We start from the raw sequence: 25,776 nt of genomic DNA on the forward strand, positions 1-25,776 counted from the left end.
CCAACTTGCCGACAGGGTAGCATAGGGCAGTGTTCCAAACGGGCAACCGAGCTGACCGTTGGGGATAGCGGGCACAAAAACGCGCCAGCAGCGTTTTAGGCTGTGTACGGTAAATCTGGATACTGACGTGACTTCGAGATTTTGGATCTTGGTGGCATTGTTGGGGCCCACGCTGGCCCCCGAGGTGGCCTCCGCTCAAAACCCCGGCAATGGCGGGCCTCCGGAGACACCCCCAGGATTGGAAAATTCCCCCGCGACCCCGCCCGACTACGCAGCCAGCGGCGGGAACGGTCCGCCCGACCACGCAACGGGTGCCGGCACGCCGCAGCCCGCCAGTCCGCCACCCGCCCAAGATGGCCCGGGGCTCCCCCAGGCTGGAAATCCCAACCAGAAGGACCTCGCGTTGGAAGCGGTCCAGACCGGGCGAGCTGTATCTTTCGGCGTCGTACTCGATCAGGCCCGCAAAACGGCTAGAGGGGACTTCATAGACGGCAGGCTCGTCACGGTGGAGGGTGTCCTTCTTTATCAGGTGCTTATGCTGCTTGAGGACGGGACCCTGGAATACCTCTACTATTATGCGAATACGGGAAACCCTGTGGTGAGGCGATAATGCGCGCGCTCATCGTCGAAGACGATATCCGTATATCGGCCACCGTCACTTCCGCCCTCGGAGAGGCTGAGTTTTCCGTGCGCCAAGTCGCGAACGGCGAACAGGCCTGGCCGGTCGCCATGGAAGAGAACTTCGATATCATCGTTCTCGATCTTGGGCTGCCGGGGCTCGATGGCATGACCTTGCTCAGGCAATGGCGCGCGAGCGGAATGTCCACGCCTATTATCGTGCTCACCGCACGCAGCCATTGGGCCGAGCGCGTGGATGGCATTGAGGCGGGGGCGGACGACTATCTCGTAAAGCCTTTCCGTTCCGAAGAACTGCTCGCACGCATCAAGGCTATCCTGCGGCGAACAGCCGAACCCTCCCGCACAAGGATTGAAATCGGCGATCTCGTTCTTCAGACGCAAGGCAAGGAGGTTCGGCGCAATGGGGACCTAGTTCCCATGCCGCCTTTCGAATACCGGCTGCTTGCCTATCTTGCCCAAAAAGCCGGAAAGGTCGTATCCCAATCCGAACTTTCCGAATACTTGCACGACACCAAATCGCCCCGGGATTTCAACTCCATCGAACGGCTGGTCGCTCGAGTACGCAAGCGCCTCGGACCCGAGATAATCAAGACGCAAAGAGGCTTTGGATATTATGTCGAGGAGCGACCGCGGTGACGGGGACATCCCTGCGCTGGCGATTGCTGCTGGGGGCAGCCATCTGGATTGCAGTGGCATTGATCGCCTTGGGTGCGATCATGGTCGGCCTGTTCCGGGAACACGTGATAGCCGGGGCCGCTGCAGATCTTCGGGCCAGCCTGAACCGGGTGGTCGCCGAACTCGACCCTTCCGCTCTCGCCACATTGGTTCAGCCGCTCGCCGACCCCCGATACGAACTACCCTATGGCGGCCTTTATTGGCAGGTCGAGAATACGCTGGACGGCAGATTGCTACGCTCACCCTCGCTTTTCGATTGGGCTTTGTTTCCCGATCCAGCGGCGGATGGCACAATCGCCTGGCTGGATGGCCCGTCAGGTTCAAAACTGATTGTCCTCAGCCGCGTGGTGCGATCCACACTAAATCCGGACATGCCCTCTTTCCGGGTAACGCTAGCCCAGGACCAAGCCGACATCGACCGGGCGGTCCGGCGCTTTGCGACCCAGATGGTCCCCGCCATTCTTCTGGTGTGGCTGCTTCTGCTGGTTGCCGCATTTCTCCAGGTTCACCTGGGCCTTGCTCCGCTCCACAGGTTGCGGGTGGGATTGCAAGATATAAGGGCAGGCCGTGCCCAGAGCCTAAACGACGGTCTTCCCCTGGAGCTGGCGCCCTTGACCGCCCAATTCAATGCCATGCTCGCCGAGCAGCGCACCTCACTGGAATTTGCGCGGGCAAGAGCCGCCGATTTGGCGCATGGTCTGCGGACGCCTCTCTCCGCCTTGCAGGCCACGGCTGATCGCTTGAGAAGGCTAGGCGATCACGAAGAGGCTCACGCCGTCGAGACCTTGTGCACGGTCATGACGGACCGCGTAGATTATCAACTCCGCCTCACGCAATTGCGGCTCCGGGCGGCGTCCGGAGAGGCCCAGACCCAACTCTGCCGACCGATCGACCAGGCTGCTAACGTGTTGCAGAAAACCACGAAAGGCGAGGCGCTGGCATGGAACATCGACTGTCCCATCGACCTCTGGGTCAGGATAGACCGACATGACCTCATCGAGCTGATAGGCGTCCTTCTCGAAAATGCCGTCCGCCACGCGCGGGCGAGAATTGAAATCGCCGTGTCGCAAACAGAATCCATGGCTGAAGTCGTTATCGCCGACGATGGCCCCGGCATGAGCGATGCAGAAATCGCTTCCGCCTTTGAGCGTGGCGTGCGCTTTGACGAAAAAGGGGACCGGACAGGGCTCGGCCTTGCCATCGCTTTTGATATAGCCACCCTTAACGAGGGGCACCTCGAGATTGGAAAGTCATCGCTTGGAGGGCTCATGGCGACCCTTGCGCTGCCCTTGTCACCGGAAAGAAGGGCATTCCCCGACGAAGGCGGCGCCTAACCTGACAATCTGCTGACATTCACGTCAGAAAAATCACAGTAAAATCAACAAGTTATATTGGAACCGCCTGCGCGCGCCTCCGTTATGGGGAGGTCGACATTGATCGATGTGCGCACGGTGGCCAATTGGCCCCCCGCGGCCACCGTGCGCACCTAGTCAGACGGGAGAATAGCTATGACCATCGAACACGAAACCATGGTTGAACGCCCACTGGAGCAAGAGACCGTGGTCACGACGGGCACCGATCCGTTCGTCATCGTCGCCGGCATCATAGTGGCCATCCTGCTCGCATCGCTGCTGCTCTGGTATATCGGCGGCGCTGGAGAGCACGGCTCGGTAACGGTCGATCTGCCGGAAGTCACGATCCGCGAATAGCCGACCGTGTTGGCGTCGAACACGTCGACCGGCACTATCCTCCCGCTCTTCTCCAACCCCGCAAAGGGAGACCTCAAATGAAAAAGACAGCTCTTGCAAAAGCATTTCTCGCCGGCACTGCCGGCCTGCTCATGACCGGTGCAGCGTTGGCGCAGACAGCCACCGCAACCGCCACGGTCGACCTCAACATCCGCTCCGGTCCTGGACCGCAACACCCAGTCGTCGGCGTAATCGCCAACGGCAGCACTGCCGTTGTCCAAGGGTGCCTCGATCAAAGCATGTGGTGCCAGGTGGAATACGCCGGCACTGTCGGTTGGGCATATTCCGATTATCTGACCGTCGATGCTCAGGGCCAGGCGATAGTGCTGACCCAGCGCCCGGCCGAATTGATTGGCCCGGTTGAGGCCGATACGACCGCCAACTCCGCAGTGACCGGCGCCGCCGGTGGCGCGGTGGCTGGTGCCCTGATCGGTGGACCGATCGGCGCCGCTGTAGGCGGGGCGATCGGAGCAACCGCTGGTATTGTCATCGATCCACCCGAAACCGCGCGGACCTATGTGACCTCCAACCCCGTCACCACGGTCTATCTCGAAGGTGAAGTGGTCGTTGGTGCCCGGCTTCCCGAAACCGTGACCATCACGCCCATTCCGGACTATGAGTACAGTTACGCTTATATCAACGGTGTACCTGTGCTGATCTCGCCGGCTGACCGGCAGATCGTCTACGTCTTCCGCTAATATAGCGCTGCCTAACAGCGAGCGGCCCCAGGTCGCCCGCTGGTTCGAAGACCCCAAGCGGCGAGCCGCACCTCCGTCTGGAATGTGCTCCAAAGGACTGGCTGCGGGGGGTTTTCACCAAAGCGAACGCGCCCCCCGCTGCTTTTGTAGACGGCGAAGACCAAGGACCGCCTTCCTATCCGATCAACCTCGGCGCACCGTCAGGTCGGTGCTGGTGCTGTACGCGCTGCGCCGGCGCCCAGCGCCACCACAGCGGAGGCAAAGATCAGCACCGTCCCATTGGCGACAAAGACACTTTCAATCCCAATTAGGTCGAGGATAATGCCGCCGAGGGCAGCTCCCGTCGCAATGGCGAAGTTGATGGCCGCGACGAGTAACCCGCCCCCGCTTTCGGCCTCATCGTTCACCGACCGCGCGATCCATGCCGACCACGCCACCGGGACCGTCCCGAAGGCCAGGCCCCAAACGACGACAAGTACGAGAGCCGTAGGGTAGCCCGGCCCGCTACCCGCGAGCAGAAAAGCCATTGCCGCGATGACCAGAGGCATGGATGCCAACGTAGCGCGCAAGGAACGCGCGACAAGGAAACCTCCGAGATAGTTTCCCACGAAGTTGGCGATGCCGAATGCCAGCAGTGCCGCTGCAATGGCGGCAACGCCGGCCCCGGTGACGTCCTCAAGATATGGACGTACGTAGGTGAACATGGACATATGCCCGGTAAAGACGAGCAAGACGGCAATCATGGCAAGGCCAATACCGGGGCGGGCCAACAGTCGCACCAGAGTGCCCAAATTCACCTTTCCCCTGGGAGGCAGGGACGGCAGCACAGCCAGCTGGACGAGGAAAGTGACGACGCCTACACCGGCGGCGCCAACAAAGACGGTCCTCCAACCCCATATGTCGCCAGCGTAGCTGCCCACCGGGGCGGAAAAAATGGTGGCCGCCGAAACGCCGGAAACGACGATCGACAATGCTTTCGGCACGCTCGCCTGCGGCACGAGCCGCATGACGAGTGCGGTCGATAAGGCCCAAAAGCCACCCAGCGACACGCCGAGCAGAAGGCGTCCGAACAGCAAGACCGGCAGCGTATGCGCACTTGCGACAATGAGATTGGAAATCACAAGAATGAGGGAAAAGCCCAGCAAGACCTGCCGACGATCGAGCAAGCGCGTAACCGAGGCAACGGTGAGACCGGAAACGACACCCATTATTGCTGTGGCGGTCACGGCTTGTCCCGCGAGGCCTTCGGTAATGCCCAGATCGGCGGCGATTGGTGTCAAAAGGCTGGCGGGCAGAAATTCTGCTCCGACCAGGCCGAAGACACCAAGGCTGAGTGAAAAAACAGCCGCCCAGGCGGGAACCGTTACGGCCTCACCCTTCACAGCGTCGGTATTGGTGGTCATGATAACAACGTCCGTCCTTTTGCGGTTGTCAGGACGGAAAATCTGACAGATGATCGATCACATGAATTCCGTTTTATTTGATTGAAAGTCCGGAACTATGGTTGCCGTCCCAGCCGACCCCGTCAGTGAACTTCTTTCCGGCATGCGACTGCGGGGGGCCAGCTATTCCAAGCTCCTGTTTTCTCCACCATTTGGTCTCGCCTTTCCGGCAACCAGCGATGCCCAGTTCCATTTTCTTGTAAGCGGAAAGGCATTTCTCAAACTTGAGGGGGACGAGTCACCGACGCCGATTTCGTGCGGGGACGCCTTGTTGCTCCCGCGCGGCAGGGCGCATGCCATCGCGTCAGGTCCTGACGTCCGGCCGATGCCGTTCGAGAGTCTGCCGTCGTTGTCGCTTTGCGAAGGATTTTGCACGGTCGATGCCCATAAGGAGGAGGCGTGCCGCTCTCAGGACATATTGATGTTTACCGCGCGCCTCGAATTTGAAATGGCAACACTGCATCCGTTGCTCGATCTGATGCCGGACGTATTGCGTGTCAGTTCACTCTTGGACCGCCAGCCTGAGATTCAGCCATTGCTTGCGGCAATGGAACGCGAGATGGCTTCCGAAAGAGCTGGTACCGCGAGCATCCTCGCACGCCTCGCCGATGTGATCGCCGCGTCCGTCATAAGAGGATGGATCGAATGTGATTGCGGCGACTCGACAGGCTGGATCGCCGCCCTGCGAGACGAACGGCTCGGTCGCGTCCTTTCCGCGGTGCACCGTGATCCGGGGCACAACTGGACGCTGGAGAATATGGCTGCACTCATGGGCAGTTCACGATCGGTTTTCGTTGAACGGTTCGCGGCTGCCACAGGACATACCCCGCTGCGCTATGTGACCGCCTTGCGCATGCGATTGGGGACCCAATGGATCATGCGCGACCGCGTGCCGATCGATCAGGCCGCCCGGCGGCTCGGATATCAGTCCCACGCTGCCTTCAGCCGCGCCTACAAACGCTTCGTGGGGTATCCGCCCGGCCACGCCAGAAGTCGGGACACCGCGGCGCAGAAAACGTGACCGCAATCGCATTCCGGTCGGCACTTATTGCCAACGCTCCCAAGGGCAGGGACGTCAGTTACCGGCCATTGCCCGGTCGAAGATATCGAGCGCCAACTCGCGAGTGAGCGCCACCGGATTACCGCCTGCCGTGGGGTCGACGATGGCCTTGTCGGCAATCTCGTCGCGGCGTCCGGAATCCACTCCAAACTCGGGCAGGGTATGCGGCACGTCAAGCGCGGCGCGCAGATCCAGAACAGCTTTCATGAAGGCATCAAAACTCGCTTCGAGACCGAGATAGGCAGCCAGTCGAACTATCCGCTCTTCGATGGCCCGCCGATTGGCAGCCAGCACATAGGGCATGAACACCGCGTTGGTCATGCCATGATGGGTGTCATAGAGCGCACCGACCGGATGGGAGAGCGCATGAATGCCGCCTAGTCCCTTTTGGAAAGCGGTCGCACCCATTGCCGCTGCGCTCATCATGTGCCCGCGCGCTTCGATATCATTTGGATTGGCCGCAACTTTTGGCAGATTTTCGACCGAAAGCCTAATGCCCTCAAGCGCAATACCATCCGCGAGCGGGTGATATCCAGGCGCGCAATAGGCCTCGAGGCAATGGGCCAGCGCATCGAACCCGGTACCGATGGTGATGAAGCGCGGCATACCGACGGTCAATTCCGGGTCAGCGATCACCACCTTCGGCATCATCATGGGGTGGAAAATCACCTTCTTTGTGTGCGTCTCCTCATCGGTAATGACCCCGGCGCGCCCGACTTCCGAGCCCGTACCCGCTGTCGTCGGCACTGCGATAATGGGCAGGATGCCCTTAGGATCGGCGCGGGTCCACCAGTCTCCAATATCCTCGAAGTCCCACATCGGCCGGGTCTGCCCCGCCATGAAGGCGATGACCTTGGCCGTGTCGAGCCCCGACCCGCCACCGAAGGCGATCACGCCATCATGCCCGCCCTCGCGTAACACCTTGACCCCGGCCTCGACATTGGCTGCAACGGGATTGGGTTTGACATCGGCGAACAGCCTAACCTCAATCCCTGCGTCCCGAAGCAGCTTGATTGTGTTCTGCGTGACGGGCAGGTCCGAAAGACCCTTGTCGGTAACGAGCAGCGGCTTGGCGATGCCTGTAGCCTTGAGTGCCTCGGGCAGTTCGGCAATGCGTCCGGTGCCGAAGCGCACGGATGTCGGGTAGTTCCAATTGGCCTTGATGGTCATTTGCGGATCTCAGAGGGATTTTAGGTGAATGGATTTGGGCTGGGTGAGTGCGTGATAGCCGAGTTCGCCCATCGCACCACCCTTGCCAGTGTCCTTGACCCCAGTCCAGCATAGGGCGGGATCGATATAGTCGCAGCGATTGGCAAAAACGGTGCCGGTTTCGAGTTCATTGGCCAGCCGCGCTGCGACATCGAGGTCGGCGGTCCACACCGAAGCCGTCAACCCGTAAGGGCTGTCGTTCATCAGGCTTATGGCTTCCTCATCGTCAGCGACCTTCATGATCCCGACCACCGGGCCGAAGCTCTCCTCGGTCATAATGGACATCTGGTGATTGACGTCGACAAGGATTTCCGGAGCAAGCCAGGGTGAACCCTCGCCCCGCCCGGCGCTCGAATTGAGCAACGCGCGGGCGCCCTTGCGTTCAGCTTCGGCAATCTGCCCGCGTACATGATCGGCAAACCGCGTCTGGGCCATCGGCCCAACGACCGTTTCAGGGTCGAAGGGATCGCCGAGTGTCCAGCCTTTGGCATTTTCGACAAACCGATCGAGGAAATTCTCGAACACCGGCGCGGCAACATAGATGCGCTCGACCCCGCAGCAGCTTTGACCCGAATTGAAGAACGCACCATCGACCAGGTTGCTCACGGCGTCATCGAGATCGGCGTCGGCGCACACATAGGCCGGGTCCTTGCCGCCGAGTTCAAGCCCCATGGAGGCAAAGGTGCCTGCAGCAGCCTTCTCGATGCGGCGCCCGCCCTCGACCGATCCGGTGAACTGGATATGATCGATCCGGCCTGAGCCGATCAGCGCCTCGGTATCGGCATGGGAAAGTACGAGATTCTGGAAGAGCCCCTCGGGCAGCCCGGCCGCTTTGGCGGCGGCAGCAATGCGCTCGCCGACGAGCAGTGTTTGCGTTGCGTGCTTGAGGATCACGGCATTACCTGCAACCAGCCCCGGCACGATGGAGTTGAGCGCAGTCATAAAGGGATAGTTCCATGGCGCGATGACCAGCACGATTCCAACTGGTTCACGGATCACGCGCCGAACGAAGCCCGGTTTTTCCGCCGGAACGACGGGGGCCAGGGCATGAGGAGCGAGATCGATCATGTAGCGCCCACGCTCTTCAACGCCTCGCTTCTCGCCGCCATATCGGACCGGGCGGCCCATTTGCCAGGCGAGTTCGGGAACGATCTCGTCATTCACCGCCACAAGCGCATCGATGAATTTTGTCACGGCATCAGCACGTTCGGCAAGCGAAGCCCGGCGCCAGTCCCGCTGGGCCGCCCTGGCGCGCGATATCGCTGCCTCGATTTCGCTACCGGTGGCGACCCTGCGCTCCGCATAAACTTGCCCGTTGACGGGCGAGATGATCTTGACCGTGTCGGCCATGTCCAATTCCTGTCGTTAAAAACTAGTACCGCTCAAAACCGCGCCGGAGTTCCCAGTCGGTGACGCGGCGGTCATACTCAAGCTGTTCCCATCGGGCAGTGTGTACGTAGTGATCGACCACAGCCTCTCCCAACGCCTCGCGCAGCATCGAGGAGCCTTCCAGCGCCGCGATTGCATCGCGCAGCGTTTTCGGGATATCGCGCAGTTGGCCGGCCCCGTAGGCATCGCCAGAAAAGGGGGCTTCGAGAACCAGATTTTCCTCAATTCCCTTCAGCCCGGCCGCAATCAGCCCGGCATATGCGAGATAGGGGTTGAGATCGGCGCCGCCGATCCGGCATTCGATGCGCACGCCTTTGGTGTTTTCCCCGCACAGCCGGAAGCCCGCTGTCCGGTTATCGCGGCTCCAGGTGACCTTGGTCGGCGCAAACGTGCCCGACTGGAAGCGCTTGTAGGAATTGACGTAGGGCGCAAGGAATACGGTGATGTCGTCGGCATATTTGAGCTGGCCGGCGACGAACGACTTCATCAGGCTCGACATGCCCAAATCGTCGCTCTCGTCGATAAAGGCGTTGTTGCCGTCACGGGCCAGCGACATGTGGATGTGGCTCGAGGAACCGGCCAGCCCGTAATCCCATTTGGCCATGAAGGTAATGGCTTTGCCTTGGGCGTGGGCAATTTCCTTCATCGCGTTCTTCATCACCACATGCCGGTCGGCCATGGTGAGCGCCTCGGCATATTTGACATTGAGCTCTTCCTGTCCCGGTCCCCATTCGCCCTTGGAATTCTCTATGGGAATACCGGAAGCCTGCAACTGACGCCGCATTGCTCGGATGACGCCTTCTTCCTTGGTCGTCTGGAAGATGTGGTAATCCTCGATGTAGTAGCCAGCCGCCTTGAGCCCGCGATAGCCCTTTTCAAAGATCGTGCGGTAGTCCTCATCGAACAGATAGAATTCGAGTTCGGATGCGAAATTGGCCGACAGGCCGAGCGCCTTGAGCCGAGCAAGCTGTCTCTTGAGAACCGCGCGGGGCGAGTGCGGCACCGGCTCGTGATGGTGATGATCGACAAGATCGCAAAGAACAATCGCGGTGCCCTCGAGCCACGCGGCTTTCATCAGCGTCCCGAGATCGGGGACCATGACGAAATCGCCATAGCCCTTCTCCCAGTTCGCTGCCGAATAGCCCGGCACCGGCTCCATGTCGATGTCGTTAGCCAGAAGATAATCGCAACCATGTGTTTCTTCGAGCGCCCCCTCAAGGAAAAATTCGGCCTGGAATCTTTTGCCGATCAATCGCCCCTGCATGTCCGGGAAACAGACAAGAACCGTATCGATGGTTCCCGCACCGATATCGGCCTTGAGAGCGTCGAGCGAATATGCAGGCATTTATGGTTCCCCTCTGGCGAAAGACGAACGGACGCGACGTGTGATGCCGTCGCGTCCGTCTCCCGATGGTCAGGTGTAGCGGTAGGGTGCGCCGGCACCGCGCATTGTCTCGGCGTATTTCTTCAAGATCTCGACGACGCGCCGGTTGCGGTCCGAGGTTTCCGCGACCTCGTCCCAGAACGCCAGGGCCTCGTCTTCGACCGTTTTCCATTCCGCTTCCGGAATAGTGGTCAACTCGAGCTTGCCGCCAGTGGTGCGGTAGTGCGCTTCGCCCCACCAGTACCAGTGCTGACGGTAATAGTGCGAGGAATCGATGGTGAGCTTGAAGATTGTCTTCAAATGCTCAGGCAACTCGTCCCAGCGCTCCTGGTTGGCAAAATACGATCCGGCCCAGGCACCATTGATGTTGTTGGTGAGATAGTAGCTCGTGATATCGGCCCATCCAACCGTATAGGTTTCGGTCGCGCCGCACCAGGCGACGCCATCGATTTCACCGGTCTGGATGGCGACTTCGATGTCTTCCCAGGGAAGGGTGACAGGCACCACGCCGAAGCGCGAAAGGAAACGCCCGCCGGTCGGAAATGTGAAGACTCGAAGTCCCTGTAGATCAGCCAGCGAGCGGATCGGTTTGGTGGTGACGAAGTTGCAGGGGTCCCACGCGCCGGTCGAAATCCAATGCACCCCGGGGATTTCGGCATAGGCTTCTTCCCATATCTCGCGCAGTCCATACCACTCCCAGAGCACGGGGATATCGAGGCTGTAACGCGAGGAGAACGGGAAATAGGCGCCGAAGACGGAAACATCGACGGGCGAGGCCATCGAGTCGTCGTCAGACTGAGCAGCATCGATTGTTCCCTGCTGGACGGCACGGAACAGCTCACCCTGGCTCACGAGCTGATCGGCGGTATAGAGTTCGATTTCCATTTCCCCGTTCGCCGCCTTGTTGAAGGCATCGATCGAAGGCTTGATGACATGTTCGGCGAGCGCCGGGCCGGCATAGGTCTGCATGCGCCAGCGGATCGGCGCCTGGGCCTTGACATACGGCATGGCCAGCGTCGTGGTGCCGACCGCACCTGCGGTCGCGAGGCCGGCTTTTTTGAAAAAGTCGCGGCGTGATGGCTTGATGATCTTGTCGGTCATACTTGGAGTTCCCTTCCTTTTACTTGGATTTCACATGTCCTCGAGCGCCCATTCCGGATATCCGGTCCCACTCCGGCCCTCAGTGATCCACAATTCGGTCTCGGTCTGATCGGACTGGCCTCCTTTCTTCCCCTAGCGGCCCGAATAGAGGTTGGGCAGCCAAAGGGCGATGTCGGGGAAAATCATGATAAGAATGATCGAAAGGACCATCAGTGCGACGAACGGCGTGATGGAGCGATAGATGTCCCCGAGCGTGATTTCGGGCGGCGCCATCGCGCGCATCAGGAACAGGTTGTAGCCGAACGGCGGGGTTATGTAGGCGATCTGGCAGGTGATGGTGTAGAGCACGCCGAACCAGATCGGGTTGAACCCGAGCGCAATGACCAGCGGAATATAGAGCGGCGCGACGATGACGAGCATGGCCGTGTCGTCAAGGAACATCCCGAGGATCACAAAGCTGAGCAGCATCATGATGAGGATGGTCCAGGGTTCCAGATCCCAAGTATCGAGCAGGAGCGTTCTTATTGCGCGCACTGCGCCCAGCCCGTCATAGACCGCCCCGAAGCAGAGCGCTGCAAGGATGATCCAGAGGAACATCGCCGAAATATTGAGGGTCTTGCGCGTGGACTCCTCGAAGACGAACTTGGTCAAACGCCCCGAAAAGAATGCCGCGAGCGTTGCGAGCAGGGCCCCCACCGCCGCGCTTTCGACAAGGCTGGTCACCCCGGCAAGAAACAATCCCATCATGATGCCGAACACACCGAGCGGTAACAACCCTGCAGACAGAGCTCTTATCTTTTCGGAACGCGTGATCGCGGCGCGTTCCTCTTCGGGCATGGCAGGGGCCAGTTCGGGCTGAATGCGGCAACGGATGTAGATATAGGCGGCAAAAAGAGCGGCCATCATCAACCCTGGCAGTATGCCGGCCAGCCAGAGCTGCAGCACCGGCTGGCGCGCGATCATTGCATAGAGCACCAGAACGACACTGGGCGGCACGAGAATGCCCAATGAGGACCCGGCCTGCACGACGCCGGTAACCATGCGCTTGTCGTAACCGCGCTTCAAAAGTTCGGGCAGCGCCACCGTCGCGCCGATGGCCATGCCGGCGACCGAAAGCCCGTTCATGCACGAGATCAGCACCATCAGCCCTATCGTTCCGAGCGCCAGTCCTCCGCGCACCGGGCCGAACCAGATATGAAACATGCGGTAAAGGTTCGAGGCGATGCCGCTTTCCGAGAGGATGAACCCCATGAAGACAAAGAAGGGCACCGTGATGAGCGGAAACCAGTTGAGGAGTTTGAAGGCGGCATTGAACGGCAGTTCCGCGCTGCCGGCGCCCCAGAGCCAGAGTGCGGCCGCCGCACCGACGAACCCGATGATGCCGAACACGCGCTGGCCTGTGACAAGCAGCACCAGCATGGTCGAGAACATGAAGAGCGTGATGAACTCCGAACTCATGTGATCGGCTTCCCGAGGGCTTGGGCGATGTCTTTGAAAAACTGGGAAATCGCCTGCAGCAGCATGAGGAAGATGCCGACGGTCATGACCACCTTGATCGGCCAGAGCGGCGGCGCCCAAGATGTGTAATTGGTCTGGTTGTAGGTGATCGAATATTCCGTGCTCGACAGCCCGCCCCTGAACAGAACCGCGAGATAGAAGATGACGAACAGGATCGTTACCGCGTCTGTGATGGCCCTGCTTCTTGGAGACATGCGACCATAAACGAGGTCCATGCGCACATGGGCATCGTTCTGCATCGTATAGGCGCCACCCAGGAGGTAGTAGGCCGAGAGAAGGAACTGACTCATTTCAAGCGACCAGTTGACCGGCTGGCCGAGAAAGACGCGTGAAGCGGTGGAATAGAGCAGCACCGCGCCAAGCGCGAAAAAGAGGTACATTGCAAACCGGCCGACGAACCGGTTGAAGGCGTCGACATAACGCACGTAAAGGACGACCGGCCTAGGCATGACCCGTCTCCGCCAGTCGAGAGAGGAGCTTGCTGTATCGGCCGTACGCAGCGATGAGCGCCTCGGACAGCAGCCCCGCCCAGCGAGAAACGCTTGCGTCGTCCGCGATCTCGTTGTTGCGTACTTCGATCATCGTGGCAGGCAAGCCGCGCGTATCGCCATGCCGCTCCAGGGTCAGCGTGACCCCGTCCTGCGCGGCATAAGGCTGGTTCCAACCGATATCGAGATCGGGTGCCAGATCAGCTACGGTATCCCGCAGATGGGCTGTGAACGCCGGGTCCCGGCCATGAATAACCCCGATCTGCCAGGGTCTCGCAATACCGAGATAGACGGGCGTAAACGAATGCATGCACACTAGCACCGTGTCCCTGCCGGACCGTCGATCGAGCAGGGCGTCGATGGCATCGTGGAACGGCTTATGGAAGTGCGCGATGCGATAGGCGCGCTCTTCGACCTCAAGGTGTTCGTTGGCGGTTATGGGGGTTGCTTCCGACAAGGTCCAGACGAGATCCGGAGCCTCAAGATCGCGGTTGCAGTCGATAACCAGGCGGGACACCGTGGAGGCCACCACGGGGGCGTCGAGAATTGCCGACATTGCCTCGCAGAGCGCCATGGCGCCGGGGTCCCAGGCGATATGGCTGACAAGGGCTTCGGCAGGCAGGCCCATGTCGCCGTATTTGTCCGGCAGCCGGTTGGAGGCGTGATCGCACACCAGCACGAAAGGAGAGCCGCCTTCCGCATTCACGGTCATCACTGCCGTATCGCCGGGCACTATCACATTCCCCTCGTGACATCGCCGTTAACTTCTGTAACAGTAATTCGGGAATGGGGATATCTGTCAATACTGAAATACTGGTTTCAGAAATTGCCGGGCCCCGACGGGAGAGAAGATGGCGAGAAACGAAGCCGAACCGGCGGCAACAGCCGGTGTCGAGGTACGTATTCACGAATCCATGCAGACGATGACCTCGGCCGAGAAGCGCGCCGCGCGCGGGTTGCTGGCCAATTATCCCACACTCGGCTTTGCGCCGGTGGCCGAATTTGCGAAGGCTTCCGAAGCGAGCCCGGCCACGGTCCTGCGCTTCGTCGCGCGCCTTGGGTTCAAATCCTATCCCGACTTCCAGCGCGCTCTGCGTGAGGAACTCGAGGAGCGCACGAAATCCCCTCTTCAACGCAGCGCTCCCCAGCCCGCACGGGAAGAAGGTCACCTGCTCGACCGCTATTTTGCGCAAACCAGCCAAAATCTCCATCGGACCGCAGCGGGCATGCCGGTTTCCGAATTCGAGTCAACCTGCAAGCGCCTCGCGGACCTGCGGCATGGGGTACATCTGGCCGGGGGTCGCTTCACCGATTGGATCGCCGGGTATCTCGAAGCCCATCTGCGGATCATTCGCCCCGGAATCCGCCGGCTCGACGGGCGGCCCGCAAGCCGCGCCGACCAAATGCTCGATATTCGTCCCGGCGATACCGCCGTGCTGTTCGACGTGCGGCGATACGACGATACGCTCTTTGAGACGGCGTGCAGCCTGGCGGCTCGCCGTGTCCATGTGATCCTGATAACCGACGAATGGCTCTCGCCAATCTCTCGGGTCGCCAAGACCGTGTTGCCTTGCGCAATTTCGGTCGACCGGACGTGGGACGCCAACATGACCCTCTTCGCGTTGTCCGAAGCAATCATCGCCCGGACCACGGAACTCGCATGGCCAAGCGCCGAGGACAGGATCAGCGCGGTCGAAACGCGATAGCCGCACCCCAAAAGCGCTCGCCGGATACTTTTGGTGGCGGAGGACTCCTGCGGCCAATCCTCGCACCTGCCCGCAAGCACCAAGTGGTCAGCGCTACGGGTGCTACCAGGCCGCCCAGGGCAGCCCAGAAAGCCGTTCAAAGCGTCTCCACACCCGCTGTGCGTCAGCTTCGATAACTTCGAATGCTTGTCCCGAGCACGCGCCGATTTTCCAGCAACGCTTCGGTCTGAGCCATTTCCTCAAAGACCCAGTTCACGAACGCATCAACGATGGGTTTTCGTGCCCGGTCCCGCGCTTCGAGCAGAAAGTATCCCCGTCCGGCCGCGACACGGGCTGAGTGGACTTCCACGAGATCGCCGCTCTCAAGGCGGTCGGCTATCATGGCTTCTTCCGCAATTACGATACCCATGCCCTGCTCGGCCGCCGCATAGGACAATGCCGAATTGAACAGGATCGTACCACGATCAAGCGTAAGCGTGGGTACGCCTGCCCCCTTGCACCAGAGTGTCCAATCATCCAGCCGTCGCAAGGTGTGTATGATCGCGTCCGTGTGCCCGGCAAGAAAGTGTCCGAGATCGGTGCGATGCGCGACCTCCGGCGAGGCCACAGGGACGAGATTGATGTCGAAAAGTTTTCTGGACATAAAATTCTGCCACTGATCCTGACCTGTGGTGATCGCGAGGTCCCCAACACCGTCGAGTTGGGCGATTGATTCCACGGCTGTCACGGTAAGGCTGGCGTTCGGCCAAAGTTCCTGAAACCGGTTCAGCCTGGGCAGAAGCCAATAGGCCGCGAATGTGTGCGTTGCCTTGACGACCAGCGCATTGGGTCGTGCGAGCGCCCGTGCGGTTTCAAAGGCGCTTTCCATTTCCTGCAGGGCTTCATTGGTCAGGCTCAGATAAAGCCGCCCAAGTTCCGTCAGCCTCACCTGTCGTGCCTCGCGCAAGAACAACGCACCGCCAATCCGGTCTTCCAAAATCCTTATCTGCTGGCTGATGGCGGCCTGCGTGAGATTAAGCTCCTTTGCGGCCTTGGAAAAACTCTCAAGGCGCGCACTCGCTTCGAATGATCTGAGGCTGGCGAGTGAAGGCAGCGGCAATGGCATCTATAAGCCCGACTTATGTTTACGCGTAGTTAGTTTTGCTTGATCGCAGCCGAAATGCCAATAGTCTAATCACTGAAATCGTGTTGATTATTTTTTAGGCAAACCGGCATTTGGCAACGCGGTTCAGATCAAGGAGACTGAAAATGTATGGATGGGAACCTTTTCTCAGCGAACGCGACAAGCTGCACGATCAACAGTGGGGCAAGAAGGAGCTCTCGGGATTTGGCACCAAGCCCGCGCTCATACTGATCGACATTTATTACAGCGTGCTCGGACTGGAGCGTCAGCCAATCTTTGAATCGATGAAAACCTGGCCTTCAAGCACCGGGCTCGAGGGCTGGGCTGCCGTCGACAAGACAGCTGAGCTTCTGGCCGTCGCCCGTGAAAGCGGCATTCCGGTCGTTCATGTCAAGGGCCTCGACAGCGGCATCAAACCCTGGGTCCACCGCAAGCGCGGTCCCTCGACCATGTCGGCGGAAATGCGCAAGAAGGGCGGAGAGATCGTCGCCGAAGTGGCGCCGATTGCCGGTGAGGTCGTGATAGAAAAGACCGCGCCAAGCGGATTCCAGGGCACCCCCCTCGCCTTTCACCTGCAGTCCCTTGGTATCGACACCGTGATCATGTGCGGAGAGACGACCAGCGGCTGCGTGCGCGCCAGCGTCGTAGATGCGGCGACGGCCCGTTTCAAGGTGGGTGTGGTCTCGGAATGTGTTTTCGATCGCACCGAAGCTTCGCACTACATGAACCTCTACGACATGCATCAGAAATACGCGGATGTGGTCACGCTCGACATGGCCAAGGCCTACCTGCGGGATTGCGGCACGGCGGCAGAGCCGGCCCGCTTGGCCAGCTAATCGATACTCAAACCCGCCGCTCCCTGGAGGCGGGGGAGCGGCGCAAGAAGCACTCCATCCTCTTCGAGGGAAAGAAAATGACAGGGAATTTCCGCAGACGGCTGATAACCGGCGTGGCCGTGCTGGCCAGTCTCGCAACCACATTAATGTTGACCGGTCCGGCCTTTGCTGAAGGCAAGACGCTGACCGTTCGGTTCTACGACGATCCGGCAGGGTTCGATCCGGCCAACATTTTCCGCATTGAGAACGAGAACATCGCGTTCAACATCTTCAGCGGCCTGACGACCTATGACGGCGAAACAGGCGCAATCATCCCTGACCTGGCAACGTCGTGGCAAACCGCCGACAACAAGACCTGGACTTTCCAGCTGCGTGAAGGCGTGATCTTCCAGAAGGGCTATGGGGAATTTACTGCTGCGGATGTCATCTACAGTTTCAACCGCATAATGGATCCGGCAACCGCCTCCCCTTATGCCGCCGAACTGGCCGGCATCGTCTCGATGGAGGCGCCTGATCCCTATACGATCATCATCGAACTCGATGCGCCCAACGGCAACTTCCTACACACGGTCGCCAATTACCATCAGGGCCAGATCGTCAGCCAGAAGGCAATCGAAGACGCGGGCGACCAGGTGCGATGGCAGCCAGTCGGGACCGGCCCCTATTATCTTGAGTCGATCGATGTCAGCTCGCAGATCGTGCTTAAGCGGTTCGAAGACTATTACATGGGCCCGGCGCCCATAGAGACGATCGTTTTCAACATCATCAAGGACGAGGCGACCGCTACCATTGCACTACGCAACGGTGAAGTCGATCTGGTGATGCGCGCCAATCGCGAGGAGAACCTCGAAACATTGGCCGCCGAAGGGTTCACCATGAATACGGTCACCGATTATGCGGTGGTACTCGCGGTGCTCAATCCAGAGTTCGAGCCCTTTTCCAACCCACTTGTCCGCCGCGCCATGGCTCATGCAGTGGACTATGTCTCCATAACGCAGGCGATTTCTCCCAGCCTGACCCAGCCGCACTATTCCATGCTGCTACCCTGGATGGACGTTTATACCGACGACATCCCCAAATACGAATACGATCCGGAACTGGCGCGCTCGCTTCTCACGGAAGCGGGATATCCGGACGGCTTCACGTTCAAGAATCTGGGCACCTCAGCCCAGGGTGTTACCGAGCTTCAGCAGTTCCAGATCGATTTCCTCAGCCAGGCCGGCATCAACATGGAAATGGAACTGGTCGATACACCGACCTTCAACCAGCGCCGTAATGCAGGCGATTTCGACCTCGCCTCGCGCCTGCTCCCCGCGGTCAACCCCGACATGATCCTCTTCAGCTACCTGCATCCTGACAACATGGTGCCGAATGGGTTGAACGGGGCTAGGTACGACAATCCCGAAGTTACGGAACTGCTCGAAGCCGCACGGGCCGAGCCCGACAAGGACAAGGCATTCGAGATGTACAAGCAGGTTCAGCAGATCGTCGCAACCGAACTGCCCTACCTGCCAACCTACTCGAACAACGTCTTTTGGCCGGGCAAGCCGGAGGTGACCGGGGTGAACATCAATTACCTCGCTCAGGTCAACTTCTACGACGTCGACATCGAGGAATAGGAGCCGCAACCATGGCCGAATACGCCACAAAGAAACTGGCTCAGATGCTGATTACCGTCCTTGGCGTGATCACTCTGGTCTTCTTCACCCTCCGGCTCATTCCCGGAGACGCGGCCTCGGCCATGGCCGGCGACACCCTTTCGGGTGAGGCGCTGCAAAGGCTGCGCGAACAGATGGGTCTCGATGAGCCACTGTTCGCCCAGTATTTCGGCTTCCTGCTCGACATTGCGACTCTCAATCTCGGCGAGACGATCACGACGCGTGTGCCGATCGCCGAACTCATTCTGCGAGCGATGCCCATAACATTGACCATCGCGCTGGGCACGATCGTCTTGTCGGTTCTGATCTCGATCCCGCTCGGCACGCTTGCCGCCTATATGGCGCACAAGGGCAAGCGCTGGCTCGACAACGCTCTCACCGGCACGGCAATGGTCGTGGACCTGATGCCATCCTTCTGGACCGCACTGGTACTGCTCTTGATCTTCTCGCTAGCACTGGGCTGGTTCCCGGCCTCGGGTCAGCTCAACTGGTCCAATCCCGGTGGCGTGGCGCTGCGGCTCGCGCTGCCGATCATCGTGCTCTCGCTCTCCCAGGTCGCAATGCTTGCGCGTATTACACGCACCGCAGTGCTCGAGGTGCTCAACGAGGATTATGTGAGGACAGCCCGATCCCTCGGCTGGTCAGAACTTCGTGTCCTTTTCCGACATGCTCTCAAGAATGCCGCTCTCCCCGTCGCAACTATCGTTGGGCTGAGCTTTGGCAACCTTCTGGGAGGGACCGTGATCGTGGAGTTCATTTTCACGATCCCCGGTCTGGGCAATCTCCTCATCGCCGGCATCAACAGCCGGGACTATCAGCTCGTCCAGACGCTGATCGTTCTCTACGCGCTCATCTTTGTGGTCATCAATTTCGCGACGGACCTTGTCTACAAGGCCCTCGATCCCCGCGTGCAATTCTAGGCAAGGACCGGACCCGTGGCCGACATTACACTCGCTCCCCCCACAACGACACGCAAGACGGGTTTCAAGGACTTTTTTGCCGCCATTGGCCGGCATCGCGGTCTGCGGCACCCCAAGATCAGGCTGGCCCTGCTGATCCTTGTCCCAATTCTCGTCCTGACGGCGCTGGCTCCGGTTCTCCCGATCCAGAAGCCACTCGAAACCAATCTTCGCGCTATGATGCAGGTGCCGTCGATCGAACATCCGTTCGGCACAGACAAGATGGGCCGCGATATCTTGAGCCGTACGCTGGCGGGGGTCCAGATCTCGCTCGTCGTCGGGTTCAGCGTGGCAATGATCGCGCTAATGTCCGGCATGGTTCTGGGAACGCTTGCCGGGTTCTACGGCGGCATGATCGATCGGGCCGTGATGACCGTGGTGGATATTTTCCTCGCCTTTCCGTCCCTCCTTCTCGCAATCGGGCTCGTCTCGGTGATGGGCACGGGCCTGGTGCCGGTTATCCTCGCAATATCTCTCGCCGATGTTCCGCGCTTCATTCGCCTACAACGATCACAGGTTCTCAGCCTGCGCTCACGCGCCTTTATTGATGCGGCGAGGACGATCAATGCTCCTCAATCCTGGCTTATGACCCGGCATATCGTGCCCAACACGATTGCGCCGATGCTCGTGGCAGGCTCCATAGCTGCAGCCAATGCCATTCTGATTGAAGCAAGCCTCAGCTTCCTGGGGTTGGGCATCATGCCTCCTCAACCCTCGCTGGGAAACATCGTGCGTGATGGCCAAACCTATCTCGAACAAGCCTGGTGGATATCTACCCTGCCCGGTGTGGTCATCCTGCTCATCGCTGTCGGACTTCATTTTCTGTCGGATGGCGTGCGTGAACTGCTCGATCCGCGTTCGCGCCAATAGGAGGGCAAGTAAATGAACTATCAGGCTCCCGTCAGAACGACGCTTCTCGAAGTCCGTGATCTTCGCACCGAATTTCAGACGCCATCCGGAACTGTCACCGCGGTGGATGGTGTCTCCTTCTCTGTGGAGCGCGGTGAGCGCGTCGCCGTGGTGGGCGAGAGCGGCTCAGGCAAGAGCGCCATGGCCATGTCCATTCTGCGTCTGCTCGCGTGGCCAGGCAGGCTTGCGGCAGGTGAAGTCCGGCTCGATGGGCGTGACATTGCGCGCTTGAGCGAAGGTCAACTCAATGCCGTGCGCGGGCGCCTTGTCGGCACGGTCTTTCAGGACCCCATGTCCTCGCTCGATCCGGTCATGCGCATCTCCAAGCAGATGATCGAACCGATAATGCGCAATCTCAAGCTGAACCGCCAGGAGGCGCGGGACGAAGCTGTCAAATGGCTTGGAAAGGTCGGCATTCCGGAGCCCGAGCGGCGCATCGAAGCCTTTCCCTTCGAGATGAGCGGAGGCATGCGTCAGCGCGTAATGATTGCAATGGCCCTCTCGTGCCAGCCACGACTGGTCATTGCCGATGAGCCCACGACCGCACTCGACGTTACCATTCAGGCGCAGATCGTTGAGGTTCTGAAAAATCTCACCGCCGAAGCTGGCGCCGCAATGCTGTTCATCACCCATGACCTGGGGTTGGTAGCCCGTTTCGCCCACAAGGTTGCGGTTATGTATGCGGGGCGTATCGTCGAGTTCGGTCGGGTCGAAGACATTTTCGCCCGTCCTGCGCATCCCTATACGCAAAGCCTTCTTGGCACGATTCCCAGCACTGAAATGCTCAAGAGCGAGCGGTTGCCACAAATTCCTGGCCTGCCGCCCGACATGCGCAAGCCGATTGTCGGTTGCGCGTTCAGGGAGCGTTGCGGCGCGGCGCATGATCGCTGCGCCGTTGAGCCGCCGGTTCTCAGCGAACGGGGACCGGACCATAGCGCGGCGTGCTGGACCGACAAGGGTCTAACGGACAGCATCAGCCTGAAACCGAAATCATCAGCTCGCACCAACAAGCCGTTCGAGCCGGATGGCAGCGTGGTTGTCGAACTTAATGCGCTGTGGAAACAGTTCAATGTTTCGCGCAAAACCACCGTTCGCGCCGTTAATGGCGTGAATCTTAGGGTTCACAAGGGTGAAACCCTTGGTATCGTTGGTGAGAGCGGATGCGGCAAGAGCACGGTCGCGCGCCTGCTTCTGGGTCTGGAAAAGCCCACCTCCGGCGACATCTTCATTTCCGGACTTGCCCAGATGGTGTTTCAGGACCCGTCGGCGTCGTTCAATCCCAAGATGAGGATCGGCGACATTGTGGCCGAGCCACTGGTCGTAAAATCCCGTGGCGCAAAGCTGGAGCGGGACGAGGCTGTGCGGCGCCTTATCGGCCAGGTCGGGCTCGATGCGAGCTTTATTGAACGCTACCCGCATCAGTTGAGCGGCGGCCAGCGCCAGCGCGTGGCCGTGGCCCGCGCCCTTGCGCTCAACCCGTCGGTTGTGGTGGCCGATGAGCCGACATCGGCGCTGGACGTGTCGGTGCGTGCCCAGATCATCAACCTGCTTGCCGATCTAAAACATGACTTGGGGATCAGCTTTGTCTTCATCTCCCATGACCTGCTGACGGTTCGCTATATCTCGGACCGGATAGCGGTGATGTATCTTGGCGAAGTGGTTGAGTATGGCGCCGCCGAGGAGGTGTTCGCCGACCCCCGGCACCCCTACACCAAGGCGCTCATCGATGCGGTTCCCGTGCCTGACCCGGTGATCGAAAGCCGACGCTCCAGTGTGCCACTCGAGGGTGAATTGCCTAGCCCCCTCAACTTGCCAAGGGGCTGCGCCTTTGCCTCGCGTTGCCCGATCGCGACCGATCTGTGCCGGGCTGAAAAGCCAACCCTGCCCACTCACGAACTCTCCAGACAGGTAGCGTGCCATTATGCAGTCTGAGACCACCCACGCCAATAGAGCCGGACGTTTCGCCCAGTTCGGCGTCTTCGGCGGCGGCGTGTATTTCACCATTCAGGGCCTCGCCAATCCATTCTTCGCGCTCTATGCGACCGAGCTTGGGGCATCGACATTTCTCATCGGGCTGATGGTAACGCTCAAGGCGTTGCTGCCTATTGTCATTGCCATGCCGTCCGGACAGCTCATCGATTCATTCGGGCCGATGAAGATGCTCAAGTTCGGGTCGTGGCTCCTGCTGGCGTCGCTCGCCTGCATCGTCTTTGCCAACGGCATTGTCATGCTGGCCATTTCGCAAATGCTGATCGGTGCCTCTATCATCATCATGGCGTCATCCTTCCAGGTGCTCGTCGCCCAGGGTGACCGCACGGAGCGCAACGAAGCTATTAAACGCTACTCGATGTGGATGTCGGGCGGAGGCATGCTCGGCCCCATCATCGGAGGTGTTGTGGCCTCGCTTTTTCCGGTCTCCTTTGACGGATACCGAGCGGCCTTTTCCCTGGCGCTGGTTGTAGCGATCGTGTTCACACTGGTCCTGTTCTGGCTCAGCGCCCGCTATCCTCATCCCGACGCCAACGGCATCCGGGTCCGCGATACCTTCAGTCCTGCAGGTATTGTTGCAAGCTATAAGCGTGGCATCGGTCTTGCCGGCTCACGCCCCATCCAGTTCGGACTGACCGGCACATTTCTCGTCATGTATATCCAGGCGCTCTATATGAGCTTTCTGCCGCTCTATCTTGCCCAGGCCGGGTTTGCGACTTTCCTCATATCGCTCACAATCTCGCTCAAGGGATTTGCCGGGATGATGTCCCGTTTCGCCCTTGGCAGACTCATGAAGCGCTATTCGCTTGAGGCCATCCTGCTTGCCGCCGGGACGATTGCGGCCGTCGGCGTCGTGCTGACGCCCCTCGCTGTTTCACATCCGGCCGCCATGCTCATCCTCGCCACGGCAATTGGTGGCGCGGTGGGGGTCAACCTTCCGGTCAGCATCATGATCATGGTCGATGCGGTCGGGGACGGTGAACGCGGCAAGCTCATGGGATTGAGGCTGCTCGTCAACCGTTTCTCACAGGTCCTCAGCCCGGCGATGTTCGGTATTCTGGGGCAGCTTTTCGGCCTCACTGCAGCATTTTACAGCGGCGGTGCGTTGCTGGTCGCCACTGCGCTGGGCTTCTCCGCCTATACGATCAGGCGCGGGCCGCTGAAGCCGGTGGAGAAATCCGGCGAGCCGGCGGAATAAACCATGAGCGCTGCGTCATTCGATACCGCGGCTGGTCCTGCAAGCTGGAAACAGACGCTGGAAAGCATGCCCTATCTGCCGATCACCCTGATTGCTGTGGCCGGGCACATGATGCTGTTCGGCATGCTGACGCCCGTCATGGCGCTCTATGCCCAGAGCTTCGCGGTACCAGATTGGCAGATCGGACTAATGATAACGGTTTTCGCAGCAGGACGGCTAGCTGCAGATCTGCCAGCCGGTCACGCGACGACCCGCATCGGCTTCCGCCCATTGCTTGGCTTTGGCATGCTGCTGTGCTCGGTCGGTGCGTTGATGGGCGCGCTGGCGCCTGACTATGTGATCCTGCTGGTGGGGCGCGCGCTTCAGGGTATCGGCTCGGGCCTGTTTATCACCGCTGCCATGATCTACCTGGCCAAGCGGAGCGACTACCGCAGCCGTGGCAAGGTGATGTCCCTGTTCCAGGGTGCGACGCTTATCGGTGGGGCATTCGGGCCAAGCGTGGGCGGACTTTCGGCAGCCTTTTTTGGATTGTCGGGCCCCTTCTATGTGGCGGCCGTGATCGGGCTGATCTCGGGCCTCCTGCCGCTCATGCTGTTCAAAGAAGTGGAGAATAAGCAGATCGCCGCTCACCCACCAACGGGTTCGATGTTCCGCCTGATGCTCATCCTGCCATTTCTTTGTGTGCTGCTGGCCAATTTCGGTTTCTTCCTGACCCGTACGGCTGGTCAGTGGCAGATGATCCCCTTGTTGGCCGATCAGCGCTACGCGATAGGGCCCGACCAACTTGGGTTTGCGATGTCCATGTCCGCAGTAGCCAATCTTGCTGCCCTGCCGGTTGCTGCATGGCTAGTAGACCGGGCGCCACGCGCTGCAATCATTACTTTTTCGCTGCTTGCCACGGCGGCGGCGCTGGTTGGGATCGCACTCGCCCCCGACCCCACAATGCTGCTAGTCGGCCTCGTCGCGATTGGGCTCGCCACGGGTATCGGTGGCCCGGCGATTGGAGCCTACGCCGTCGACGTCACGCCACCAGGCCAGCAAGGCATGACAATGGGCGTTTTGCGGTTTGCCGGCGACTTTGGATATCTCGTCGGGCCGCTAGCCATCGGTGTTGTCGTTGGCGCCAGCCACATCGGCTATGACGGCGGCCTGCTTCTCAACGCCGCCCTGCTCGTTTCGTTCGCCGCCGTGTTCATCCTTGCCGGACGCGAATTGCTGTTCAAAAGGCCGCACGCACTTTCCCACCCCAACCAAACCAGGAGAACGACCATGACTGAACGTATCTGGGACAAATATCTCGAAGAAGAGGACAAGGCGGTGTTTGCCGCATCGGGTTTCGGCGCATTGGCCGAATGGGGTAAGCGCCCCGCATTGCTCATCATCGATGTGAACTACGCTTTTTGCGACGAGAAACCGACACCGATCCTCGAAAGCATCAAGAAGTGGCGCACCTCATGCGGCGAATATGCCTGGGAAGCGATGCCTGTGCTCCAGACCCTTATTGAAACCTGCCGCGGCAAGGGCATCCCGATCATTTACACCACCGGAACCCAACGCCCGGATAAATGGGACGCCGGTTCATGGGCCTGGAAGAGCTCGCGCCGCAAGCAGGAAGCAGCCGCCGCGGCGCCGTTGCTGACATCAGATGGACTGGACGGCAATGAGATCGTGGCCGAAATCGCGCCCGGCCCACGCGATATTGTCATTCACAAGCAGAAGCCCTCGGGCTTTGCCGGAACGCCGCTGACCTCATACCTTCAGTTGCTCGGCTGCGACAGCGTGATCGTCACCGGCACGACGACTTCAGGTTGCGTGCGCGCAACCGTTCTGGACGCCTTCTCGCTCAACTACCGGGTCACGGTTGTGGAAGATGGTTGTTTCGACCGTGCTCAGGCAAATCACGCGATCAATCTGTGTGACATGCACGCCAAATACGCCAATGTCCTGCCGTCCCAGGAGGTTGTCGCCCATCTCAACACCCTGAGCCAAGGCATGTACGATCTGCCGTCCGGCAGCGGCATGAGTCAAGTCGCCGCCGAATAGGTTC

23 protein-coding genes are annotated in these 25,776 nt (G+C 60.0%); 14 read left to right on the plus strand and 9 right to left on the minus strand.

Annotation, left to right across the window (positions count from 1 at the left end; genetic code table 11):
- The first annotated feature begins 238 nt into the window (after positions 1-238).
- The 5 genes from I2G20_RS02625 to I2G20_RS02645 all read left to right on the plus strand — a co-directional run bounded on the left by I2G20_RS02625 (position 239) and on the right by I2G20_RS02645 (position 3,760).
- Positions 239-610 (plus strand): PepSY domain-containing protein, encoded by a 372-nt coding sequence (locus I2G20_RS02625; RefSeq protein ID WP_196258111.1) that lies wholly within the window; start codon positions 239-241, stop codon positions 608-610.
- Positions 610-1,275, plus strand: a complete 666-nt coding sequence (locus I2G20_RS02630) for a response regulator transcription factor (RefSeq protein ID WP_196258112.1) — start codon at positions 610-612, stop codon at positions 1,273-1,275. The genes I2G20_RS02625 and I2G20_RS02630 overlap by 1 nt, the downstream gene beginning before the upstream one ends.
- Entirely contained in the window at positions 1,272-2,648 is a 1,377-nt protein-coding gene (locus tag I2G20_RS17425) for an ATP-binding protein (RefSeq protein ID WP_196258113.1), read from the plus strand. The genes I2G20_RS02630 and I2G20_RS17425 overlap by 4 nt, the downstream gene beginning before the upstream one ends.
- 174 nt (positions 2,649-2,822) lie before the next feature.
- The gene (locus I2G20_RS02640; RefSeq protein WP_196258114.1) at positions 2,823-3,023 is read left to right on the plus strand and encodes a hypothetical protein; all 201 of its coding nucleotides are present in this window, start codon (positions 2,823-2,825) and stop codon (positions 3,021-3,023) included.
- A gap of 77 nt (positions 3,024-3,100) precedes the next feature.
- Positions 3,101-3,760: a DUF1236 domain-containing protein gene (locus I2G20_RS02645; protein WP_196258115.1), complete on the plus strand. Its 660-nt coding sequence runs from the start codon at positions 3,101-3,103 to the stop codon at positions 3,758-3,760.
- A gap of 200 nt (positions 3,761-3,960) precedes the next feature.
- On the opposite strand, the gene I2G20_RS02650 is transcribed toward I2G20_RS02645, so the two are convergent.
- Entirely contained in the window at positions 3,961-5,163 is a 1,203-nt protein-coding gene (locus I2G20_RS02650; protein ID WP_196258116.1) for an MFS transporter, read from the minus strand.
- A gap of 97 nt (positions 5,164-5,260) precedes the next feature.
- Here I2G20_RS02650 and I2G20_RS02655 point away from each other — a divergent pair, with 97 nt between their 5' ends.
- Positions 5,261-6,223 carry an AraC family transcriptional regulator gene (locus tag I2G20_RS02655; protein WP_196258117.1) on the plus strand — a complete coding sequence of 321 codons (963 nt, stop codon included), beginning with the start codon at positions 5,261-5,263 and terminating at the stop codon, positions 6,221-6,223.
- A 54-nt stretch (positions 6,224-6,277) separates the two neighbouring features.
- Here I2G20_RS02655 and I2G20_RS02660 read toward each other — a convergent pair whose 3' ends face one another.
- The 7 genes from I2G20_RS02660 to I2G20_RS02690 form a co-directional block, all read right to left on the minus strand.
- The gene (locus tag I2G20_RS02660; protein WP_196258118.1) at positions 6,278-7,432 is read right to left on the minus strand and encodes an iron-containing alcohol dehydrogenase; all 1,155 of its coding nucleotides are present in this window, start codon (positions 7,430-7,432) and stop codon (positions 6,278-6,280) included.
- A 9-nt stretch (positions 7,433-7,441) separates the two neighbouring features.
- Positions 7,442-8,821 carry an aldehyde dehydrogenase family protein gene (locus I2G20_RS02665; protein ID WP_196258119.1) on the minus strand — a complete coding sequence of 460 codons (1,380 nt, stop codon included), beginning with the start codon at positions 8,819-8,821 and terminating at the stop codon, positions 7,442-7,444.
- Positions 8,822-8,843: 22 nt separating this feature from the next.
- On the minus strand, positions 8,844-10,205 hold the full coding sequence (locus I2G20_RS02670; RefSeq protein ID WP_196258120.1) for a glutamine synthetase family protein: 1,362 nt from the start codon (positions 10,203-10,205) through the stop codon (positions 8,844-8,846).
- Between the two features lie 69 nt (positions 10,206-10,274).
- Complete coding sequence (locus I2G20_RS02675; protein WP_196258121.1) at positions 10,275-11,345, minus strand: TRAP transporter substrate-binding protein; 1,071 nt, start codon at positions 11,343-11,345, stop codon at positions 10,275-10,277.
- A gap of 132 nt (positions 11,346-11,477) precedes the next feature.
- Positions 11,478-12,803, minus strand: coding sequence for a TRAP transporter large permease (locus I2G20_RS02680; protein ID WP_196258122.1), 1,326 nt, complete (start codon positions 12,801-12,803; stop codon positions 11,478-11,480).
- On the minus strand, positions 12,800-13,312 hold the full coding sequence (locus tag I2G20_RS02685) for a TRAP transporter small permease subunit (protein ID WP_196258123.1): 513 nt from the start codon (positions 13,310-13,312) through the stop codon (positions 12,800-12,802). The genes I2G20_RS02680 and I2G20_RS02685 overlap by 4 nt, the downstream gene beginning before the upstream one ends.
- A complete protein-coding gene (locus tag I2G20_RS02690) occupies positions 13,305-14,084 on the minus strand; it encodes an N-formylglutamate amidohydrolase (RefSeq protein ID WP_196258124.1) in 780 nt (259 codons plus the stop codon). Before I2G20_RS02690 ends, I2G20_RS02685 begins: the two co-directional genes overlap by 8 nt.
- Before the next feature lie 118 nt (positions 14,085-14,202).
- On the opposite strand from I2G20_RS02690, the gene I2G20_RS02695 reads away from it, so the two are divergent.
- Positions 14,203-15,057, plus strand: a complete 855-nt coding sequence (locus I2G20_RS02695; protein ID WP_196258125.1) for a MurR/RpiR family transcriptional regulator — start codon at positions 14,203-14,205, stop codon at positions 15,055-15,057.
- Positions 15,058-15,220: 163 nt separating this feature from the next.
- Here the strand turns inward: I2G20_RS02695 and I2G20_RS02700 are convergent, their stop codons facing one another.
- Complete coding sequence (locus I2G20_RS02700) at positions 15,221-16,162, minus strand: LysR substrate-binding domain-containing protein (RefSeq protein ID WP_196258126.1); 942 nt, start codon at positions 16,160-16,162, stop codon at positions 15,221-15,223.
- 143 nt (positions 16,163-16,305) lie between these two features.
- Here I2G20_RS02700 and I2G20_RS02705 point away from each other — a divergent pair, with 143 nt between their 5' ends.
- From I2G20_RS02705 to I2G20_RS02735, 7 genes are all read left to right on the plus strand, one after another.
- Entirely contained in the window at positions 16,306-17,016 is a 711-nt protein-coding gene (locus tag I2G20_RS02705; RefSeq protein ID WP_196258127.1) for an isochorismatase family protein, read from the plus strand.
- A 77-nt stretch (positions 17,017-17,093) separates the two neighbouring features.
- On the plus strand, positions 17,094-18,635 hold the full coding sequence (locus tag I2G20_RS02710) for an ABC transporter substrate-binding protein (RefSeq protein WP_196258128.1): 1,542 nt from the start codon (positions 17,094-17,096) through the stop codon (positions 18,633-18,635).
- Between the two features lie 11 nt (positions 18,636-18,646).
- Complete coding sequence (locus I2G20_RS02715; RefSeq protein WP_196258129.1) at positions 18,647-19,594, plus strand: ABC transporter permease; 948 nt, start codon at positions 18,647-18,649, stop codon at positions 19,592-19,594.
- A gap of 15 nt (positions 19,595-19,609) precedes the next feature.
- Complete coding sequence (locus tag I2G20_RS17430; RefSeq protein WP_196258130.1) at positions 19,610-20,503, plus strand: ABC transporter permease subunit; 894 nt, start codon at positions 19,610-19,612, stop codon at positions 20,501-20,503.
- 12 nt (positions 20,504-20,515) lie between these two features.
- Positions 20,516-22,474 (plus strand): dipeptide ABC transporter ATP-binding protein, encoded by a 1,959-nt coding sequence (locus I2G20_RS02725; RefSeq protein ID WP_196258131.1) that lies wholly within the window; start codon positions 20,516-20,518, stop codon positions 22,472-22,474.
- Positions 22,464-23,729, plus strand: a complete 1,266-nt coding sequence (locus tag I2G20_RS02730; protein ID WP_196258132.1) for an MFS transporter — start codon at positions 22,464-22,466, stop codon at positions 23,727-23,729. The genes I2G20_RS02725 and I2G20_RS02730 overlap by 11 nt, the downstream gene beginning before the upstream one ends.
- Positions 23,730-23,732: 3 nt before the next feature.
- Positions 23,733-25,772 carry an MFS transporter gene (locus I2G20_RS02735; RefSeq protein ID WP_196258133.1) on the plus strand — a complete coding sequence of 680 codons (2,040 nt, stop codon included), beginning with the start codon at positions 23,733-23,735 and terminating at the stop codon, positions 25,770-25,772.
- The last annotated feature ends 4 nt before the right edge of the window (positions 25,773-25,776 follow it).

Source organism: Pelagibacterium limicola (assembly GCF_015694405.1).
Lineage (GTDB): Bacteria > Pseudomonadota > Alphaproteobacteria > Rhizobiales > Devosiaceae > Pelagibacterium > Pelagibacterium limicola.